Raw genomic sequence first — 21,952 nt, 5'->3', positions numbered from 1 at the left:
ATTTGTGACCCAGTCGGGAAATGAAAATCTTCTCGACACACGGAGAAAAAAATTGAAAGACTTGCTCGATATCATGCGCAAAAAGACGGATTCTGATGGTCATGCTCCAGTTGAGTTCGACCGCATCCGTATTGGTCTTGCGTCACCAGAAATGATTAAGTCATGGTCTCATGGTGAAGTTAAAAAGCCAGAGACAATTAACTATCGTACGTTCAAACCAGAACGTGATGGTTTATTCTGCGCCAAAATTTTTGGACCAGTAAAAGATTATGAATGCTTGTGTGGTAAATACAAGCGTATGAAATATAAAGGCGTCATTTGTGAAAAATGTGGCGTTGAAGTAACAACTGCGAAAGTTCGTCGTGAACGTATGGGTCACATTGAGCTTGCTTCACCAGTTGCACACATTTGGTTCTTGAAATCACTTCCTAGCCGTATTGGTCTTCTTTTAGACATGACGCTACGTGATATCGAACGCGTATTGTATTTCGAATCTTATGTAGTAACTGATCCAGGTATGACTCCATTTGAGAAATACCAACTTCTTAACGATGAAGAATACTTCAATGCGTTAGAAGAGCACGGTGATGAATTCGTTGCGAAAATGGGTGCAGAAGCAGTTCAAGACTTGTTAAAAGACATCGATCTTGAAAACGAAATTTCACGTCTTCGTGAAGAAATTCCAAATACAACTTCAGAAACTAAGCTTAAAAAAGCATCTAAACGTTTGAAGTTAATGGAAGCGTTCAAAGAGTCTAATAACAAACCAGAATGGATGGTGCTAACTGTATTACCAGTTCTTCCACCAGATCTTCGTCCATTAGTACCTCTTGAAGGTGGTCGTTTCGCGACTTCTGACTTGAATGATCTTTATCGTCGTGTAATTAACCGTAATAACCGTTTAAAACGCCTTCTTGACCTTGCAGCGCCAGATATTATCGTACGTAACGAAAAACGTATGTTACAAGAATCTGTAGATGCATTGTTAGATAACGGTCGTCGTGGTCGTGCAATTACAGGTTCTAATAAACGTCCTCTTAAATCTTTGGCAGATATGATCAAAGGTAAACAAGGTCGTTTCCGTCAAAACTTACTTGGTAAGCGTGTTGACTACTCTGGTCGTTCTGTAATTACAGTAGGTCCAAACCTTCGTTTACACCAATGTGGTCTTCCGAAGAAAATGGCACTTGAATTATTCAAGCCATTTATCTTTGCTAAGCTACAAGCTTCAGGTCAAGCGACAACCATTAAAGCTGCGAAGAAAATGGTTGAGCGTGAAACTCCAGAAGTTTGGGACGTTCTTGCATCTGTAATTCGTCAACATCCAGTAATGTTGAACCGTGCGCCAACACTTCACCGTTTAGGTCTTCAAGCATTTGAACCTACACTTATTGAAGGTAAGGCAATCCGTCTTCACCCACTCGTATGTGCTGCGTTTAACGCCGACTTCGATGGTGACCAAATGGCGGTACACGTTCCATTAACACTTGAAGCTCAATTAGAAGCTCGTGCGTTAATGATGTCTACAAACAACATCTTGTCTCCAGCGAATGGTGAGCCGATCATCGTACCTTCTCAGGACGTTGTCTTAGGTTTGTATTACATCACGCGTGATGCGATCAATGCCAAAGGTGAAGGCATGGTGTTTGCGGATACTGATGAAGTAAACCGTGCACTTGCTACTGGTCAAGTTGATTTACATGCTCGTGTTAAAGCACGTGTACACCAAACTGTAATTGACGAAGATGGTAACCGTGAACAACAAACGATTGTTGTGGATACTACGCCAGGACGTTGTTTACTTTGGGAAGTTGTACCAAAAGGTATGGATTTCCAACAAATTAACGTTGAAATGACGAAGAAAAACATTTCTAAGATCATCAACTCTTGCTACCGTAAGTTAGGTCTAAAAGATACAGTAATCTTTGCTGACCAATTGATGTACTTAGGCTTCCGTCAAGCAACTCGTTCAGGTGTATCAGTAGGTATGGAAGACATGCTTATTCCACCTACAAAGCAGGCAATTATTGAAAAAGCTGAAACTGAAGTTCGTGAAATTGAACATCAATTCGAGCAAGGTTTCGTAACTGCTGGTGAACGTTATAACAAAGTTGTCGATATTTGGGCACGTACAAACGACCAAGTAGCGAAAGCGATGATGGACAACTTGTCTTACACCACTGTGAAAAACAAACAGGGTGAAGATGAGAAGCAAAAATCATTCAACTCAATCTACATGATGTCTGATTCTGGTGCCCGTGGTTCGGCAGCTCAGATTCGTCAGCTTGCTGGTATGCGTGGTTTGATGGCGAAACCGGATGGTTCGATCATTGAAACTCCAATTAAAGCAAACTTCCGTGAAGGTTTGACAGTACTTCAGTACTTCATTTCAACACACGGTGCACGTAAAGGTTTGGCCGATACAGCACTTAAAACAGCTAACTCTGGTTACTTAACTCGTCGTTTAGTTGACGTTGCACAAGACTTAGTAATTACTGAGCCTGATTGTGGTACGTTATCTGGTCTTGTAATGACTCCATTCATTCAAGGTGGTGATGTAATCGAGAACTTAGGTACTCGAGTACTGGGTCGTGTTATTGCTGAAGATGTGAAAAAACCTGGAACTGAAGAAGTTCTTCTTCCACGTAATACATTGATTGATGAAAAATTAGCTGTATTCCTCGAAGACAATGGTGTCGACGAAGTGAAAGTACGTTCAGTTGTTTCTTGTGAATCTACATTCGGTGTATGTGCGAAATGTTACGGTCGTGACCTTGCTCGCGGTCATTTGGTAAACCCAGGTGAATCTGTGGGTGTAATGGCTGCTCAATCAATTGGTGAGCCAGGTACACAGTTAACAATGCGTACATTCCACGTGGGTGGTGCTGCAAGCCGAACTTCTGCTGCGAACAGTGTACAAGTACGTAACAAAGGTACAGTACGTTTCCACAATGTGAAAACTGTTCAACATGCGAAAGGTCACTTAGTATCTGTTTCACGTTCAGGTGAAATTGGTATTGCTGATGATATTGGTCGTGAGCGCGAACGTTATAAGCTTCCTTATGGTGCATCAATTCTTCTTAAGGATGGTGATATCGTAGAAGCTGGAGGGGTTGTTGCAACTTGGGATCCGCATACACATCCATTGGTAACAGAAGTTGCAGGTAAAGTACGTTTCAGCCAAATCGCTGATGGTGTGACTGTTACGACTAAGACTGATGATGCAACAGGTATGTCGACAATTGAAATCTTACCAGTGACTTCACGTCCTGCATCTGGTAAAGATTTACGTCCAGCAGTTGTATTAGACACAGTTGATGGTGGTGAACAATTCTACTTCTTACCACAAAATACGATCCTTCAGGTTCGCGATGGTGAGACGATTGGTGTTGGTGACGTTATTGGTCGTGTGCCACAAGAAACTTCACGTACTCGTGATATTACCGGTGGTCTTCCACGTGTAGCTGACTTGTTCGAAGCTCGTAAACCAAAAGAGCATGCAATCCTTGCAGAAGTGTCAGGTGTTGTAAGCTTTGGTAAAGAGACTAAAGGTAAGAACCGTCTTGTAATCACTCCAGATGATGGCTCTGAGATTTACGAAGAGTTAATTCCGAAGTGGCGTACGATTAACGTGTTCGAAGGTGAGCATGTAAACCGTGGTGAAACTATCTCTGACGGCCCACAAAACCCACATGACATTTTACGTCTGAAAGGTGAAGTGGCGTTGACTAACTACATCGTGAACGAAGTTCAAGACGTTTACCGTCTACAAGGTGTAAAAATCAACGATAAACACATTGAAGTTATTGTTCGTCAAATGCTTCGTAAAGTTGATATCACAGATGGTGGTGATACAAGCTTTATTAAGGGTGAGCAAGTTGATTACATCCGTGTTGTTAGTGAAAACCAAGCTGTTCTTGCACAAAACAAGTTCCCAGCGAAGTTTGAGCGTCAATTGATGGGTATTACTAAAGCATCGCTTTCTACTGACTCATTTATCTCTGCTGCATCATTCCAGGAAACAACTCGTGTGTTAACTGAAGCTGCTGTAACAGGTAAAGAAGATGACTTACGTGGTCTGAAAGAAAACGTTGTTGTAGGTCGCTTGATTCCTGCTGGTACAGGTTTGGCTTATCATTTAGAGCGTCGTCGTCAAGAAGCAGAAGCTGCTGAAATTGAGCTTCAAAATGATTTTTCTGATGTAGATCAAGCTTTAAGTCAGGCATTTAATGAAGAATTTAATAACGGTTTATAATTTTAAATCGTAAGAAAAAAAGGCACCTTCGGGTGCCTTTTTTAATTTCTTAGATTCTCAAATGAAGTGCAACAAAGATTGACTTCTTGGAAGGAAGCAAGATATCAGTTTTATACGTTGTTAAGTGAATGTTTTTTAATCGTTATATCATCTGAATGCTAAATCACTCACCTTCAATAATTTCTAGAGAAATAGCACGCAATCGAGCCATAAATGGTTATTTCGCTAAATATGTCAATAAATTAGCGCATAGATGACCTTGCTCTAATCGCAAAAAATCCCTGATGATATTTGGGTACAAATCATTGCTTATCTTTATCTCCAATGGAGTCTGGAACAGATTACTTCTTATATTTTCAGTCACTCTGCATTCCATATACAGGTTTATACAGCAGGATAAAAGTAGAGATGGATTAATCAGACAATATATTAAAGAGGAGTGACTTGAATGACTATATGGATGCATATATTGCAGAAATTACCCAATGATTAAATCATTATCCAAGAAAAAGATTCGATTTTAACAGTCCGAGTCAGGTTTTATGGTAACAACATGGTGTTGCACTTCAAATGCTAATCTAAGCGTTAAATATAATTTTTGTAAGAATGTTTATTAAAGCGAATATTTCTTTAGAAAGAATTATTTAGCTTTATTGACTGGTATGTTAGAGACCACTGACAAATAGAATACAAAATATAAAATGGTGTGGTTATATAACTATCACTTAAGTGAAATATAATGTTTTATGGGTAAAAAACTCATATAAAATGATATTCATCATTCAATTAAGATTGTTTGAAGTTTAAATAAGTGCTCTTTAAATGCCTTATTTGAGATGAAATTTTTAGTAGAAAGGAAAAGTCATGAAAAAGTTAATGGGCGTTGTATGTACTATGGGGTTGTCAACTGTGCTTTTAGCTGGTTGTGCAAACATGACAGCAAGTGAACAGCAAATTGGTGCTGCAGCATTAGGTGGTGCTGTAGGTGGCGCTGCAGGTAATCGTGTTGGTGGTGGTCTTGGTGCTGCTGTGGGTGCTGGTGCTGGTGGTGCTGTAGGTAGTAAAGTTGAAGATGGTTCAAATACGAATGCAGCATACAGTGGTGTTGGTGGTGCTATTGGTTCAATTCTTGGTAAAGAATTAATTGGTGGTAGTACTGGTGCTGCAATTGGTGGTGCAATTGGTGCCGGTGCTGGTGCAGCAATTGAAGATAAAAAATAATTAATTATTTTTGATAAAAAGCACTTGAATTGATTCGGTGCTTTTTATTCTTTTGGTAAATTTTTATAATACTAAGGAAAAGATCTTGATGAAATATGTGATTATACAAGTATTATTTTCCATTATTTTTTAGAAGATATATCTAAAAATACATAATAAGGCGATATAAATTAAATTTTATTCATTAATACTAAAATATTAACAACTAGATAAGTGGAAGAACAAAAGAGATAAACTCTGCTAAAATAAATTTTTTCGAAATTCATACTTAATCTATGTTTGCAATTCTTACTGCTATTGCGGTCATGTTTGGCTTGTCTTTAGCGCGAGTGCCAGTTGTATTTGCATTAATCTTAGGTGCAATTACTGGCGGATTATTAGCAGGTTTAGGACTACAAGGAACGCTAGATGCATTTAATGGAGGCTTAGGTAAAGGGGCCCAAATTGCACTTGCTTATGGTGTATTAGGTGCATTTGCTTTAGCCTTGGCTCGTTCTGGATTACCTGATTTATTAGCTTATAAATTGATTACGAAGCTAAAAGGAACTTCGAATCAAAAAGCCCAAAACCGTGTAAAGTATCTTATCTTTTCAACAGTCGCTATTGCTGCGATCTTCTCTCAAAATGTAATTCCAGTACATATTGCTTTTATTCCAGTATTGATTCCACCTTTATTAATTGTATTCAATCACTTGAAGCTTGACCGACGTTTAATTGCATGTATTTTAACGTTTGGTCTTGTGGGAACATATATGTTAGTTCCTGTGGGTTTTGGTGCAATTTTTCTAAATGATATTTTAGGGCAGAACATCAATACTTTTGGTCAAGCGTACGGGTTTGCTATCACATATGATCAAATTCCTGCTGCAATGGCTTTGCCTGTATTTGGTATGTTTATTGGTTTATTGATTGCAATATTTTTTACTTATCGTAAACCACGAGAATATAAAGATATTCATATTGATGCACCGAGTGAAACAATTTCAGGAAAAATGACAAAAGCGGGTGAAAAACCAGAGGTTGCAAGCTTTACGTTATTTATGGCTGGGGTAGCAATCGTATTAACTTTAGTTGTTCAACTGTATTCAGATTCCATGATTCTAGCTGGATTAGTAGGTGTTGCTATACTAAGTTGTGCAGGTATTTTTAAGTGGAATGAAGCTGATGATGTGATTGTCTCTGGTATGAGAATGATGGCATTAGTTGGTTTTATTATGATTTCTGCTCAAGGTTTTGCTGCAGTTATTGAGGCGACAAATCAAGTACCAGCATTGGTTGAAGCATCTGTTCAGTGGATTGGTGAGAGTAAAGGTCTTGCTGCTTTTCTGATGTTATTAATTGGTTTATTAATTACGTTAGGCATCGGTTCATCATTTTCAACAGTACCAATTTTGGCCATTATTTATGTTCCATTATGTTTGCAATTTGGTTTTAGCCCCGCAGCAACAATTGCAATTATTGGTACAGCCGCAGCATTAGGTGATGCAGGTTCTCCAGCATCAGATTCTACACTTGGTCCAACATCTGGTTTAAATATGGATGGTCAACATGATCATATGTGGGATAGTGTTGTTCCAACCTTTATTCATTACAACATCCCATTAATGATTTTTGGGTGGATTGCGGCAATGACACTTTAAACCTATATTAAAAAGTTAATATATTCTGATTTAAAAAGTTGGAATAAATAAATTTCAACACCAATAAGGTTATTTTTTGAAAACCAACCTTATTGGTCAAATTAAAATAAAAATCACATAAAAACAATAGTTTGTAAAATAATGAATTTTTATGTAATTAATACTCTTGCATATTAATTATTCTCATGTTTATTATTAATAGATTACTTCAAAGGGTTTTTTAAAATGTTAAAAAAATTAGCTCTAATAACATTAATGGGTATGTCAGCTTCTGCAATGGCTGGTCAGTGGCAGGTTAAGGTTGGTGGTTCTGTTGTCGATCCAACAGGTAGCACTAATGTTGACGGTCTTGGTAAAGTAGAAGCAGATTATCAATATGCGTTTACACCATCTGTAGAATATTTTTTCAATGATAACTTCTCTACAGAATTATTATTAGCAGCTCCTATTAAGCATGATATTAAACTTGATGGTGAAGATATTCCTGGTACGAGTATTAAGCAATTACCACCAACATTAACTTTCAAATATAACTTTGCTAACTCTAGCCAATTCACACCATATGTTGGCGTGGGTGCAACTGCCTTTTTAGTTTGGGGTGAAAAAGGTGTAGTAGATAAAGTTAAAAATGATGTTGGTTATGCAGCACAAATTGGTGTGAACTTCCAGCCAGCTGATGCGAAAAATTGGGGTGTATTCTTCGATGCTCGTTATGCTGACTTAGATCCAAAAGTTAGACTTGTTGGTAGTACTGACGAATTTAAGTTGAAAATCGATCCAATGGTTTACACTTTAGGTTATAGCTATAAATTCTAAGATTTAATTTAGAATTAAGCTAAGAAAAGTCCGTCGTTTAGATGGGCTTTTTTATTTGTGTTTCAATAAATTTGATGCTGAACAGAGAAAATTTTTTAGATCAGTATTGAAAAAATTAAAAGTTGCTCCATTCATATAACAATATGTAAAGCTAGTGATTTTAGAAAAGGAGTAACAGATGAGCGAACAAAGCACACAAAAACATAGCTTCCAAGCTGAAGTGGCTCAATTATTACATTTGGTAACCCATTCTCTTTATTCTAACCCAGAGATTTTTTTACGTGAGCTTATTTCCAATGCTTCAGATGCTTGTGATAAGTTGCGCTTTGAAGGGATAAATCATCCTGAATATTATGAAAATGATCCAGATTTACACGTTCGTTTAACTTTGGATTCTGAAAATAAAACGATCACAATTTCAGATAATGGTATTGGTTTAACAGAGCAAGAAGCAATTGATAATTTAGGTACGATTGCTAAATCTGGCACCAAAGATTTTATGTCTAAATTGACTGGTGATCAGAAATCTGATGCACAATTAATTGGTCAATTTGGTGTTGGTTTTTATTCTGGTTTTATTGTTGCAGATAAAATTACCGTTGAGTCTCGTCGTGCAGGTTTAGATGCTTCAGAAGGTGTACGCTGGACAAGTGCAGGCACAGGCGATTTTGAAGTTGAACAAATTACAAAAGAAAGTCGAGGCACAGATATTATTCTTCATTTACGTGAAGATGCTTTAGACTATTTACAAAGTTATAAAGTTAAACAAATTGTAAATAAATATTCAGATCACATTAGCTTGCCAATTGAAATGCAAAAAGAAGTTTGGCAAGAAGAAGAGGCTGCTGAAGGTGAAGAGCCTAAAGGCGGTCAATATGTGAAAACTGATGAATGGGAAGCTATCAATTCTGCAAGTGCATTATGGACACGTAGTAAATCTGAAATTACTGAAGAGCAATATACTGAGTTTTATAAAAACTTAACGCATGATTTTGAAGCACCATTAGCATGGGCTCATAACCGTGTTGAGGGTAGTACGGAATATACACAATTACTTTATATTCCAAGTAAAGCACCAAGTAATATTTTTACGCGTGAAGCTAAAGCAGGTATTAAACTTTATGTGAAACGTGTATTTATTATGGATAATGCAGACAATCTGATTCCAAATTACTTACGTTTTGTTCAAGGTGTGGTTGATAGCGCTGATTTACCGCTTAACGTTAGCCGTGAATTACTACAAGAAAGCCGTGATGTAAAAACAATTCGTGATGGTAATACACGCCGTGTGCTTACAGTATTGGATGGTTTATCTAAATCTGAAGATGAAAAAGATCAAGAGAAATTTAAAACATTCTATGCGGAATTTGGCTCTGTATTAAAAGAAGGTTTAGGCGAAGATTTCACGAATCGTGATCGTATTTTAAAACTTTTACGTTTCGCAACATCAACAAATGATGATGTTTCAACATCGTTAGTTGATTATAAAGCTCGTATGAAAGAAGGGCAAAAAGCGATTTATTATGTAACAGCAGATAATCTAAACGCAGCGAAAAATTCTCCACAACTTGAATTGTTCAAGAAAAAAGGCATTGAAGTCTTATTAATGACAGAACGTGTTGATGAATGGGCAATGGAATTTGTTCATGAGTTTGATGGTACGCCAATGCAGAATGTGGCCAAAGGTGCTGTGGATTTAGGTGATCTTCAAGATGCTGAAGAGAAAAAAGCATTAGAAGCAGCAGCTGAACAGTTTAAACCCGTTGTTGAAAAGCTTTCGACATCTTTAAAAGATAAAACGAAAGAAGTGCGTGTAACAACAAGATTGGTAGATTCACCTGCATGTTTGGTTACTAGTGAAGGAGAACTTTCTCCTCAATTGATTCGTATGTTAAAACAAGCGGGTCAACCTGTACCAGAAAGTAAACCAATTTTAGAAATTAACCCTGAACACCCATTGGTTAAAAAGCTTGAAAATTCTTCTCAGTTTGATGATTTAGCAAATGTAATTTTTGATCAGGCTGTAATTGCTGAGGGTGGTTTACCTGCTGACCCAACCGAATATATTAAACGTATTAATAGTTTATTATTGAAATAAAGCTGAAGCTTATGTAGTAGAAAATGACATTTTTAAATGTTTTTCTGCAAATAAAAAGCCTCCTGATGGAGGCTTTTTATTTGCCCGAAAGAATAATGTTTTTTAAAAAGTTCTAAAAATGAGAAAGAATAATACTTTTATTATTTGAAAATTCGATTTTTATTATAAAAAAATACATCGATATATAAATCTATTATTTAAATAAAAATATGATTTTTTATTTATAATAGCGATTATTCGAACTTAGAGAATTTATGATGAAATCATTTTTATTTACAGGAACTCTTATTGGTTTTTTTTGTGTCCCAATGCAAATTGCAATAGCTAAAGAAGCTGTGATTACCAGTGTACCTGCTTCTGACTCTTCAATTCATATGGAAATTAACCCATTCATGCATAGTAAACGCATTATGCGAACAGATCGTGTGAGTTATCCTGTCACGAAAGGTGAAAAAATGAGCGAAAATAGTAAAAAAGAGCGAGTAATTCGAACTGATAGAGTCAGTTATGCAACTGAAAAACAAGAGATTAAATCTGTAGAAAAAAAGCGTATTATTCGTAATGACCGTGTTGTATTTAATCAAGCTATTGATCCATCTTAAATGATGACATCAAAGTCTGATAGTTTTATTCAAGCCTATCAAAGGAATTGATAGGCTTAAAATAATAAAAATTTGATATAAGTATATGTAAATATAAAAAATCCCCCGTAAATGGAGGACTTTTTATCATAACTAAAAATTTTATCAGTTATTCATTTTTTGGTACTTCACATTGATCATCTGAGCATGTTTCAGCAGTCGTTGTTGGTGCTTCTAAAGCTTTTTCTAAAACCTGTAGAAAGACTTCTCGAGGTTGAGCACCAGCAAGAGCAATACGTTGATCAAATACAAAGAATGGAACACCTGTCACTTTAAGTTGTTCACGTGCAACTTCTTCATCAAATTTAACGAAGTCAGCATATTCATCTGAATCTAATAAGTCATCAACTTCAACAGGATTAAGCCCAATACGTGATGAGACATCTTCTAATGTTTCACGTTCACCAATGGGTAAACCTTGAGTCATATAACTATAAAAAAATGCTTCTTTAGCTTCAGAGCCAAGCCCTTTACTTTGTGCAAGATGAATTAAGCGATGCGCATTAAATGTATTTCCTGAGTTTGCATTTTCCCAGTTGAATTCAATGCCTTCTGCTTTCGCCATTTCAGCAATATTACGTTGCATGTCTTCAACTTCTGCAATGCTACGTCCATATTTCTGTGCTAGGCGCTCTGAATTTGAAACTTCTTGGCGTGAAGGAGCATCAGGATCAAGCTGGAAGCTATGCCAGTGGACTTCGAGTTCAATGCCAGATTCAGCGGCAGCAGCTTCTAAACGCTTTTTACCAATATAGCAAAATGGGCAAACGATATCTGACCAAATATCTACACGCATATTTTTTCTCAATACTTAAGATAATGTAGAAATGGGGATCAAAAAACAGAATAAAAGGAGCAAATTAAAATTATGATTTTATTTATTGAATATCAAATGAAAAATATTGAGAACATTTATAAAAAATTGGAAAGAGGTTTTTATTTAAACAAAAATCATAGATAATTATTGTGTATAAAATAATCATATTAATAATTAAGTTTAGTGGCTAAGGAGTTTCTATGCGCAAAATTATAATAATTATCGCTGTGATAACCTTGGGTGTCTTTGGATTATTACTATATCAATATCATGAGCAAAAGTATGAAGTTGCTCAGTTTGATGTCTATCAAAATGTTTTAAATGAAAAATCGGCTGAAATTTACGAACAAGCCACAGATTGGTCTAAACCTATTTCTATTCAAACCGAAGATGATCGTTTAGATACAGATTTTCAAATCATGGCTGATTTTATGTTGAAAATGATGGTTCGTAATGCTGAATTAAGAAATGCCTATTTAAGAGAATTAAAAGCTGAAAAATGGGATAAATTTTTAGATATTTCACGGTTGGAGCAAGATAAAAAATATGATTTCATAGAAACAGAAACGATGTTAAAACAAGTTGGAACGATGGTTGAACTTTATCAGAATAATTTAGATCAGCATAAAATAGAATTAAAACAACAAATTAAGGATTTACCTATTAAAGCAAGATTTCGTCGTTATCTTATCGAAGCATTAATTAAAAATGATAAGGCAGATCCTGATCATGCCTTATTTGAATTAGAAAAGAAAAGTTATAGTAAAGCTCAACAAATTTTTAAAATATTAAAAGAAGAAGAGTGGCAAAATAAAAATAATACCTTTTTATTTGAAAGTGAAAAAACAGTAGATAATTTTAATCAGTTATATGCAAAAATGCTTGATTTAGATAAACAAATGAAGGCATTGAGTAAGTCAACTCAAAAGAAATTGGAACAAGTGCTTTAGTATATATGGTGTAGCAGATTTTAAATTTTATTGAATGGTATAGGTTTTGCTTGGCTTATTGTTCATTCAATCATTTAGATATCTGGTATGACACACAGCAACACAATTCCAAAAATTTGGATTAAACAGCCATTAGCAATTTTTACAGGTAATGATTTAGATGCACGGGGTGGAATTGTTGTTGAAGGGACAAAAATCATAGAGCTTGTAGGACTGAATGCGAAACCTATAGCATCTTATGATCAAATTTTTGATGCAAAAGATTTGGTTGTTTTACCAGGTTTAATTAATAGTCATCACCATTTTTATCAAACTTTAACACGTGCATGGGCACCTGTAGTTAATGTTCCTTTGTTTCCATGGCTAGTTAATCTTTACCCTGTTTGGGCAAAATTAAATCCAGATCAATTACATTTAGCGACACAGGTAGCTTTATCTGAATTATTACTTTCAGGTTGTACTTTTGCAGCAGATCACCATTACCTATTTCCTCAGCAATTAACAGATGCGATTGATATTCAAGTTCATGCAGCTAAAGAACTTGGTATGCGAGTGATGTTAACGCGTGGCTCTATGAGTTTGGGGCAAGATCAAGGAGGATTACCTCCACAACACACTGTTCAGGAAATGGAAATAATTTTAAAAGACAGTGAGCGATTGGTTCAAAAGTACCATCAACGTGAAGAAGAAGGGCTGGTTAATATAGCATTAGCACCGTGTTCTCCATTTTCTGTAACCCCTGAAATTATGCGTGAAAGTGCACAACTTGCAGAACAATTAGATGTACGTCTTCATACACATTTGGCAGAAACTATTGATGAAGAAAATTTTTGTTTAAATAAGTTTGGCATGCGTACCGTTGATTATTTAGAAAGTGTTGGATGGTTAAATTCTAGAACTTGGCTTGCTCATGGTATTCATTTCAATGCAGATGAAATTCAAAGGCTAGGGCAAGCCAAAGTTGGAATTTGTCATTGTCCACATTCTAATATGCGCTTAGCTTCGGGGATTTGCCCAACTATAGACTTAATGGATACAGGAGCAATTATTGGTTTAGGTGTGGATGGTTCAGCCTCAGGAGATGCTTCTAATCTGATTTTAGAGGCAAAACAGGCTTTATATTTACAGCGTTTGAAATATGGTGCAGAAAAAATTACACCGCAACTTGCATTGCAATGGGCAACACAAGGTTCTGCACAGTTATTGGGAAGAGCGGATCATTTAGGGCAAATTGCGCCACATTTTCAAGCAGATTTAGCCTTTTATAAATTAGATGAGCTTCGTTTTTCCGGAAGTCATGATCCTATTTCAGCTTTGCTTTTATGTGGTGCAGATAAAGCTGAGCATGTGATGGTTGCTGGTGCATGGAAAGTAAAATCTGGCATATTGCAAGGGATTGATCTTGAAGAGTTAAAATTCAAACATCGAGTTGCGGCTAAAGCATTATTAGCGGCATAAACATAAAACTTAGCGTGTCATTCTAAGCGTAAAAAGAGTGGCACATTAATTGCTCTAGCTTTCTAAATATAAAACTTAACTTTTAAACAATGTAATTTCTAAAAATATTTTAAAAGTTTTACGGAATATGTATTTAGACATCACGTAGTGATGAAAGGAGCAATATTATGACAGAAAAAATACATGAAATTTCTCCTGAAGATGAATTTTTGGGTGTAGGTAAAAGTTTAACTTTTGGTTTGCAGCATGTATTAACGATGTACGGTGGAATAGTTGCACCACCTTTAATTGTGGGTACAGCAGCAGGATTAAATGCAGCTCAAATTGGTATTTTAATTACAGCATCTCTTTTCATTGGTGGTCTTGCAACCTTATTACAAACATTAGGTGTGAAATATTTTGGAGCACGCTTGCCTTTGGTACAAGGCGTATCTTTTGCTGGTGTTGCAACAATGATTGGTATTGCAACGACTGGAGGAGGCTTTAATGCTATTTTGGGCGCAGTCATCGCATCTTCTATTATTGGTTTATTGCTTGCTCCATTTTTTGCAAAAGTAATTCGTTTTTTCCCGCCAGTCGTTACGGGCTGTGTTATTACGATTATTGGCTTATCTTTATTGCCTGTTGCTGTTCGTTGGGTTATGGGGGGGAATAGTAATGCAGCAGATTGGGGATCAATTCAAAATATTGGTTTAGCAGCAATGACATTGGGTATTTTATTGTTATTAAGCCGGTTTGGTTCAGAAACGATTCGCCGTGTGGGTATTTTACTTGCGATTGTTATTGGCTCTATTTTAGCTTATGTACTTGGTTTTGGAGATTTTTCAAAAGTAGGCGATGGCGCTTGGTTTGCATTTCCTGATTTTCTAGGCTTTGGCGCACCGACTTTCCATCTTTCAGCGATTCTTGCTATGGTGATTGTCATGATTGTGACATTGACGGAAACAACAGCAGATATTATTGCGGTAGGGGAAATTGTAGGCACAGATGTGGATGATAAGCGTATTGCTGATGGTTTAAGAGCAGATATGCTGTCATCTGCAATAGCGCCTTTCTTTGGCACATTTATGCAAAGTGCATTTGCACAAAATGTCGGACTTGTCGCGATTACAGGTGTGAAAAGTCGTTTTGTAGTTGCAGCTGGTGGTATTATTTTAGTATTGCTTGGATTGCTTCCAGTTATGGGGCGTCTTATTGCTGCCATTCCAACTCCAGTTTTAGGTGGAGCAGGTTTAGTTTTATTTGGAACTGTGGCTGCAAGTGGTATTCGTACACTAGCTAAATTAGATTACAGCGAACAGAAAAATTTAATTATTGTTGCGACATCATTGGCTGCAGGTATGATCCCTATTATTGACCATTCATTTTATGCACAATTTCCAGTTTGGTTTAAAACACTTTTCCATTCAGGCATCAGCTCAACTTGTGTAATGGCAATTTTCTTAAATATTTTATTTAATCATATTCATTTTGGTAAAAAACTTGTCGATGCAAAATCTACGGTTGCCCGACCTATGGTTAATCATGAACATTAAATTTTACTTAAAATAAAAAGGATGCTTAAGCATCCTTTGTTTATTTGTATCATTGTGGATATAGAAATATTAATCAGCTTTCTTTTTGAAAAATGAGAAGAAGCCTTTTTTATCTTCAGATTTTTCTTCTTCTTTTGTTGCTTCAACATCGATTGCTTTTTCTTCGATTTTGGTTTTAGCCTCAATCGCTTTTACTTCACTTTTAACATCTGTTTTAACTGTTACATCATCTGCTTTTGCAACACCTTTTTGAGCGGTGACTGTTGCTTTTGTTTCTTGTTTTAGTTCTGCTTTTTCAGCTCGTGTTTTTTCTTTAAACTCTTTTTGAGCCATTTTTTCTTCCATTTTTGTCACATTTTTATCTGCAATGACTTCTTGCGTAGTCGCATTTTTCACAGCATATACATCTTGTTTTACGGCATTATGAGTTGCTTCTGCTGTTACATCGATTGCGGTTTTAATGGCTTGAGTAGGAGTTGGTTGTACTTGTTCAGTTGCTATTGCTGTTGTTGCACTTGTAACAAATACAATAGATAAAACAGTTTTTAAGATTTTCATAATTGTGACCCCAGAATGATGAATAACAAGACAGTAGAAATGATCTTAAACTGAATTGAATTAAATGTATGGCAGGTTGAGTTGTGATTTTTTTTAAATGATTGGGAAATAAGCTAAAATTACAAAGCTGTAACAAAATTCAAGCTTTATACGTAGAAAGTAAAATACTTGTTTCAGTATTAGAAATGCCTGTAATTGTCCGAACACGATCTAAGATTCGATCAAAATTCTCCAAACTATCAGATTCTAATTCGACCAATAAGTCCCATTTCCCATTTGTTGTGTGTAATTTAAGAATAGCGGGTTCAAGACAGAGTTGTTGTGTCACAGTATTCGTTTTATTCCCTTCAACTTGAATATACATCCATGCACGAATGATATTTTTATCTACATTAGGTTTTACCCGAATAGTATAGCCATGAATAATGCCATGTCTTTCCATATATTCTATACGCTTTTGAATTGTGGCACGTGAAACCTTAATTTTTGCCGCTAAATCCGTTATTGAAATTCGGGCATTCTTTCGAAGCAACCCTAAAATTTGATCATCCGTATCATTCATATTGTCATTCATACTTATCATTTTGCTTAAAATTTATGGGATTTAAATCAAAATGACAACTTCTTCAGATCAAATTAATTTTCCATACTAATGATCTCATCAGGATAGATATGCAAAAAATACTGGTCTTACGAGGGCTCACTATTTATTTTTTATAGATCAGTATTTTTTAAAAAAAAGAAAGCAAAATAAGATATTTGTTGATTTTTTAATTGATGGTTCTAACCAGCAAAGCTTTATCTTTCTGCATAAAAACAGAGTAAATGTATGAATTAATAGAGAGGAAGCTATGAATAATTATTCTCCATGTCGTCAAGATTTTGATCAATTTATGGTGCCAATTTATGCTCCAGCACAACCTATTCCTGTGCGTGGCCAAGGCTCTCGATTATGGGATCAAAATGATCGTGAATATATTGATTTTGTTGGTGGTATTGCTGTAAATGCATTAGGTCATTTACATCCTATAGCTGTAAATGCATTACTTGAACAAGGGCAAAAACTTTGGCATTTAGCGAATGGCTTTACCAATGAACCCGCTTTAAAATTGGCAAAAAAACTCATAGATCATACATTTGCTGAAAAAGTGTTTTTTTGTAACTCAGGTGCTGAAGCAAATGAAGCTGCCCTTAAATTGGCTCGTAAGGTTGGTCTGCAATCAGGACATGCAAATAAAAATAAGATTATTGCATTTAAAAATGCATTTCATGGCAGAACTTTATTTACAGTGAGTGCAGGTGGTCAACCGAAGTATTCTCAAGATTTCGCACCCTTACCAGAAGGTATTACGCATTTACCATTTAATGATTTAGATGCATTTAAGGCTGCGATAACGGATGAGGTATGTGCTGTTATTCTTGAACCGATTCAAGGTGAAGGTGGAATTATTGTTGCCGATCACGACTTTTTGAAAGGTGTTCGTGAGTTATGTCATCAGCATAAAGCAGTATTAATTTTTGACGAAATTCAAACAGGGATGGGGCGTACAGGAGCGTTGTATGCTTACCAACATACGAGCATTGTTCCTGATGTGCTTACAACAGCAAAAGCTTTAGGTGGTGGTTTTCCTATCGGTGCGATGCTCACCACAACAGAATTAGGTCAACAGTTTGTTGTTGGAGATCATGGTACGACATATGGTGGAAATCCACTTGCATGTGCTGTTGCTGGTGCGGTATTTGATCTTATTAACAGTCCAGAAATCTTAGACGGAGTAACAATACGTTCACAGTTATTTATTGATGGTATTCAAAAGCTGAATGAACAATATTCTGTGTTCAAAGAAATTCGTGGAAAAGGTTTACTTTTAGGCTGTGTATTAAAAGAAGAATATGCAAATCGAGCAAAAGAAATTGTTAACTTAGGTGTTGACGAAGGTGTATTTAGTTTAATTGCAGGTCCTAATATTGTGCGCTTTACACCATCATTGATTATTCCTGAAGAAGATATTTACGAGGGACTCACTCGTTTTGGTTGTGCGCTTGCTTGTTTCGTAAATCAAAAATAGGAGTTTTTCAATGATGATGATTAGGCATGCAGAAGCAAAGGATTTGAAAGATATTTTCTGTTTGGCAGAAAAATCAGGTGTTGGATTTACCTCATTGCCGGTCAATATAGAAATTCTATCTAAGCGAATTACACGTACACGTAAAACATTAAAAAATGAAGTATTAGAAGGGGATAAAGGTTATTTGTTTGTTCTTGAAGATTTAGATTCAAACCGTGTTGTTGGCTTGAGTGCGATTGAGGTTGCTGTTGGTTTGGACAGTCCTTTTTATAGTTATCATGTGGGCACACAAGTCCATGCTTCGGATGAGTTAGAGGTTTATAAAACTTTAGATACTTTATTTTTATCGAATGATTTAACAGGTTCAAGTGAGTTGTGTTCACTGATTTTAGATCCTGATTTTAGAATGAATTGTAATGGGAAGTTTTTATCTAAAGTGAGGTTCTTATTTATTTCAGCTTTCCAGCAACATTTTAAAAAGAAATTAATTGCTGAAATGCGAGGTTATGTGGATGTCGAAGGAAAATCGCCATTTTGGAATGCCTTAGGACAGCATTTTTTTAAGATGGATTTTGCAGCAGCAGACTATTTGAGTGGAATTGGTAAAAAAGCATTTATTGCAGAGCTTATGCCAAGATTTCCTGTTTATGTCGATTTATTACCAGAAGAAGCTCGTAAAGTAATTGGACAAGTTCATGAACAGACCGTTCCAGCATATCAGTTATTACTTGAAGAGGGATTAAAGTGTCGAGGTTATATTGATATTTTTGATGGCGGTCCAACGGTAGAAGCAGAAATAAAAGATTTAAATGCTGTAAAACTATGCCGTGTTGTTCAGGTACAAATTGTTTCTAAAGTTCAACTAGACGAATCAACTTATATGATGGCGAACGATGATTACCAGAATTATCGAGTTATTTTGCTGAATAACAAAATAGAAAAAGACATTAATATTTTAGAAATCACACAAGAACAAGCCGATTTATTGAATGTAAAAGATGATGATTATGTTCGTATTTTAGCCCTACATACAAGGGAGAGAAGCTAATGTTACAAGGACAATTATTTATTCGAGGACAATGGATTTCTGGTTCAGGACTACAATGGCAAAAATTAGATCCGATTACACAATTAGAAATTTGGTCAGGGCATGAAGCAACTGAAGAAAATGTTGAGCGTGCTTGTCTTGCTGCACGTCAAAGTTTTCCAATATGGGCAAAACGATCTTTACAAGAACGATTAGAAATTATCGAAAGATTCAAAGTATTGTTAGAAGAAAGTAAAGATCATTTAGCTAGTGTCATTAGCCAAGAAACAAGTAAACCATTTTGGGAAGCATTAACCGAAGTTCAAGCCATGATCGGAAAAGTGGCAATTTCAATTCAGGCATATCATCAAAGAACAGGTGAGAGTCAAACACTATTAGCCGATGGGATTGCTTCTTTACGCCACAGACCACATGGAGTTTTGGCTGTTTTTGGACCTTATAATTTTCCAGGACATTTACCGAATGGGCACATTGTTCCTGCATTAATTGCAGGAAATACCATCGTATTTAAACCAAGTGAATTAACACCTTGGACAGGTGAGGAAACCATTAAATTATGGCAAAAAGCAGGTTTGCCTGATGGTGTTATAAATTTGGTTCAAGGTGGACGAACAACAGGAGAAGCTTTAGCAAATTCACCTGAAATTGATGGTTTGTTATTTACAGGAAGTGCAGATACAGGTCATTTATTACATAGACAATGGGCAGGTACTCCAGAAAAAATATTGGCTTTAGAGATGGGTGGAAATAATGCATTGATTATTGAAGATGTGCAGGATACCGATGCTACAGTCAATTTAATGATTCAATCTGCATTTATTTCAGCAGGACAACGATGTACATGTGCTCGTCGTATATTGATTAAATCAGGTGCGGAGGGGGATGAACTAATTCAAAAATTTGTAGAAGTTTCTTGTCAGCTTCAAATTGGAAAATGGAATGCACAGCCACAGCCATTTATGGGAGGGGTAATTTCTTTAAATGCTGCCCAAAGAATGTTAGATGCACAGCAAAATCTTATTCACTTAGGTGCAAAGCCGTTGTTAAAAATGACGCAACCGAATGCCAATAGTACATTTTTAACACCGGGTATTTTAGAAGTTACAGCGATTAAAAATCTTCTTCCTGATACTGAATATTTTGGACCTTTAACCTGTATTTATCGGTATGACACTTTTGATGAAGCTTTAACACTTGCCAATAAAACACGATTTGGTTTGTCGATGGGGTTAGTCTCCACGCAACGAGATTTATTTGAGCGTCTACTGATTGAAGCACGTGCTGGTGTTGTGAACTGGAATAAACCGCTTACGGGTGCATCAAGTGCAGCACCATTTGGTGGAGTTGGTGCATCGGGAAATCATAGAGCGAGTGCATTATATGCTGCTGATTATTGTGCATGGCCAATTGCATCTTTAGAAAGTGAACAGGTCGTTTTGCCTGAAAAATTACTGCCTGGAATCACGTTTAAATCGAATGAGGAAGGCGAAGATGGCGGGATATGAAATTAATTTTGATGGTTTAGTTGGTCCTACGCATCATTATGCAGGGCTTTCCTATGGCAATGAAGCATCTACTAAAAATAAGCGTGATGCGTCAAATCCCAAGTTGGCAGCTAAGCAAGGTTTATTAAAAATGAAAACCTTAGCAGATTTAGGATTTAAACAAGGTGTATTTGCACCTCAAGAAAGACCGCATGTGCCAATTTTAAGACAGCTTGGTTTTCATGGAGATGATCTACAAGTCATTGAACAAGCCATAAAAATTGCCCCTGATTTGTTATCATCGTTAAGTTCTGCATCATGTATGTGGACAGCAAATGCAGCGACCATTTCACCATCTTCAGATAGCTTAGATGGCAGAATTCATTTTACTGCTGCCAATTTAAATAATAAATTTCATCGTTCAATTGAACATTCAACAACAACAGAAATTCTAAAAGCAATGTTTAATGATGAACGTTATTTTACGCATCATGCTGCATTACCTGAAGTTTCTTTGTTTGGCGATGAAGGGGCAGCGAATCATAACCGTTTAGGTGGTGCATACGATCAGGCGAGTGTGCAAGTATTTGTCTATGGGCAACAGTTTTTAAATGGAAATATTGCACCACAGCGTTATCCTGCACGCCAATCTTTAGAAGCAAGTCAGGCAATTGCTCGATTGCATCAATTAGATTTAGAAAAAACAGTCTTTATCCAACAAAATCCAGACGTGATTGATCAAGGCGTATTTCATAATGATGTGATTGCGGTGAGTAATCAAAATGTTTTATTTCATCATCAACACGCATTTTTAAATCAAGCAGATGCTTTAAATGAAATTCGCAAAAAAATGCACGCGCTTGGTCATGAATTAATTGCCATTGAAGTGCCTGAACAGCGAGTATCTGTTGCAGATGCTGTCGCAACATATTTATTTAATAGTCAAATTTTAACTCGCCAAGATGGTGGAATGACTATCGTTGTTCCTGAAGAATCACGACAAAATCAGGCGGTTTGGACATATTTGAATGACATGATTCAAATGGGAACACCAATAGATCGAATACAAGTTTTTGATTTGCGTGAAAGCATGAAAAATGGTGGTGGACCTGCATGTTTGCGCTTAAGAGTTGCTGTAAATGAACAAGAATATCAGGCAATTAATCCACATATATTAATGAATGATGACTTATTTACAAGGTTAAATCATTGGGTAGATCGGTTTTACCGAGATCGACTAGTTCAGGAAGATTTGGCCGATCCTTTATTGCTTATAGAAAGTCGAACTGCACTTGATGAACTTACAAAAATTTTAGGCTTAGGTTCAATTTACCATTTTCAAAAATAGTAGCTGAATGGATT

At 36.1% G+C, this 21,952-nt stretch carries 16 protein-coding genes; 13 read left to right on the top strand and 3 right to left on the bottom strand.

The features are described from left to right. The first annotated feature begins 52 nt into the window (after positions 1-52). From rpoC to AOY20_RS02730, 6 genes are all read left to right on the top strand, one after another. Complete coding sequence (gene rpoC, locus AOY20_RS02755) at positions 53-4,255, top strand: DNA-directed RNA polymerase subunit beta' (protein WP_054580451.1); 4,203 nt, start codon at positions 53-55, stop codon at positions 4,253-4,255. Between the two features lie 864 nt (positions 4,256-5,119). Then, entirely contained in the window at positions 5,120-5,476 is a 357-nt protein-coding gene (locus AOY20_RS02750; RefSeq protein ID WP_054580450.1) for a hypothetical protein, read from the top strand. Positions 5,477-5,751: 275 nt separating this feature from the next. Then, positions 5,752-7,116 carry a Na+/H+ antiporter family protein gene (locus tag AOY20_RS02745; protein WP_054580449.1) on the top strand — a complete coding sequence of 455 codons (1,365 nt, stop codon included), beginning with the start codon at positions 5,752-5,754 and terminating at the stop codon, positions 7,114-7,116. Between the two features lie 225 nt (positions 7,117-7,341). Continuing rightward, positions 7,342-7,932, top strand: coding sequence for an OmpW/AlkL family protein (locus tag AOY20_RS02740; RefSeq protein ID WP_054580448.1), 591 nt, complete (start codon positions 7,342-7,344; stop codon positions 7,930-7,932). 178 nt (positions 7,933-8,110) lie between these two features. Beyond that, positions 8,111-10,030, top strand: a complete 1,920-nt coding sequence (gene htpG / locus AOY20_RS02735) for a molecular chaperone HtpG (RefSeq protein WP_054580447.1) — start codon at positions 8,111-8,113, stop codon at positions 10,028-10,030. A 254-nt stretch (positions 10,031-10,284) separates the two neighbouring features. Next, positions 10,285-10,632 (top strand): hypothetical protein, encoded by a 348-nt coding sequence (locus AOY20_RS02730; RefSeq protein WP_054580446.1) that lies wholly within the window; start codon positions 10,285-10,287, stop codon positions 10,630-10,632. 148 nt (positions 10,633-10,780) lie between these two features. On the opposite strand, the gene AOY20_RS02725 is transcribed toward AOY20_RS02730, so the two are convergent. Continuing rightward, positions 10,781-11,467: a DsbA family oxidoreductase gene (locus AOY20_RS02725; RefSeq protein ID WP_054580445.1), complete on the bottom strand. Its 687-nt coding sequence runs from the start codon at positions 11,465-11,467 to the stop codon at positions 10,781-10,783. A 221-nt stretch (positions 11,468-11,688) separates the two neighbouring features. Here AOY20_RS02725 and AOY20_RS02720 point away from each other — a divergent pair, with 221 nt between their 5' ends. The 3 genes from AOY20_RS02720 (at position 11,689) to AOY20_RS02710 (ending at position 15,431) form a co-directional block, all read left to right on the top strand. Then, a complete protein-coding gene (locus AOY20_RS02720; RefSeq protein WP_054580444.1) occupies positions 11,689-12,438 on the top strand; it encodes a hypothetical protein in 750 nt (249 codons plus the stop codon). Between the two features lie 87 nt (positions 12,439-12,525). Then, a complete protein-coding gene (locus AOY20_RS02715) occupies positions 12,526-13,896 on the top strand; it encodes an 8-oxoguanine deaminase (protein ID WP_171250402.1) in 1,371 nt (456 codons plus the stop codon). Between the two features lie 164 nt (positions 13,897-14,060). Continuing rightward, the gene (locus AOY20_RS02710; RefSeq protein WP_227510376.1) at positions 14,061-15,431 is read left to right on the top strand and encodes a nucleobase:cation symporter-2 family protein; all 1,371 of its coding nucleotides are present in this window, start codon (positions 14,061-14,063) and stop codon (positions 15,429-15,431) included. Between the two features lie 69 nt (positions 15,432-15,500). On the opposite strand, the gene AOY20_RS02705 is transcribed toward AOY20_RS02710, so the two are convergent. Together AOY20_RS02705 and AOY20_RS02700 are read right to left on the bottom strand one after the other, a co-directional pair. Next, entirely contained in the window at positions 15,501-15,989 is a 489-nt protein-coding gene (locus tag AOY20_RS02705; protein ID WP_054580442.1) for a hypothetical protein, read from the bottom strand. A gap of 139 nt (positions 15,990-16,128) precedes the next feature. Then, on the bottom strand, positions 16,129-16,551 hold the full coding sequence (locus AOY20_RS02700) for an Lrp/AsnC family transcriptional regulator (protein WP_054580441.1): 423 nt from the start codon (positions 16,549-16,551) through the stop codon (positions 16,129-16,131). A gap of 289 nt (positions 16,552-16,840) precedes the next feature. On the opposite strand from AOY20_RS02700, the gene AOY20_RS02695 reads away from it, so the two are divergent. The 4 genes from AOY20_RS02695 to astB are packed head-to-tail and all read left to right on the top strand — an operon-like array spanning position 16,841 to position 21,938. Beyond that, positions 16,841-18,058, top strand: a complete 1,218-nt coding sequence (locus AOY20_RS02695; RefSeq protein WP_054580440.1) for an aspartate aminotransferase family protein — start codon at positions 16,841-16,843, stop codon at positions 18,056-18,058. A gap of 10 nt (positions 18,059-18,068) precedes the next feature. Continuing rightward, positions 18,069-19,106, top strand: a complete 1,038-nt coding sequence (gene astA, locus AOY20_RS02690; protein WP_054580439.1) for an arginine N-succinyltransferase — start codon at positions 18,069-18,071, stop codon at positions 19,104-19,106. Continuing rightward, positions 19,106-20,611, top strand: coding sequence for a succinylglutamate-semialdehyde dehydrogenase (gene astD, locus AOY20_RS02685; RefSeq protein ID WP_054580438.1), 1,506 nt, complete (start codon positions 19,106-19,108; stop codon positions 20,609-20,611). Before astA ends, astD begins: the two co-directional genes overlap by 1 nt. Further along, positions 20,598-21,938, top strand: a complete 1,341-nt coding sequence (gene astB / locus AOY20_RS02680) for an N-succinylarginine dihydrolase (protein WP_054580437.1) — start codon at positions 20,598-20,600, stop codon at positions 21,936-21,938. The genes astD and astB overlap by 14 nt, the downstream gene beginning before the upstream one ends. The last annotated feature ends 14 nt before the right edge of the window (positions 21,939-21,952 follow it).

Origin of the sequence: Acinetobacter equi (assembly GCF_001307195.1) — a bacterium.
GTDB classification, from domain to species: Bacteria; Pseudomonadota; Gammaproteobacteria; order Pseudomonadales; family Moraxellaceae; genus Acinetobacter; species Acinetobacter equi.
This window is presented reverse-complemented; position numbering and strand designations above follow the sequence as displayed.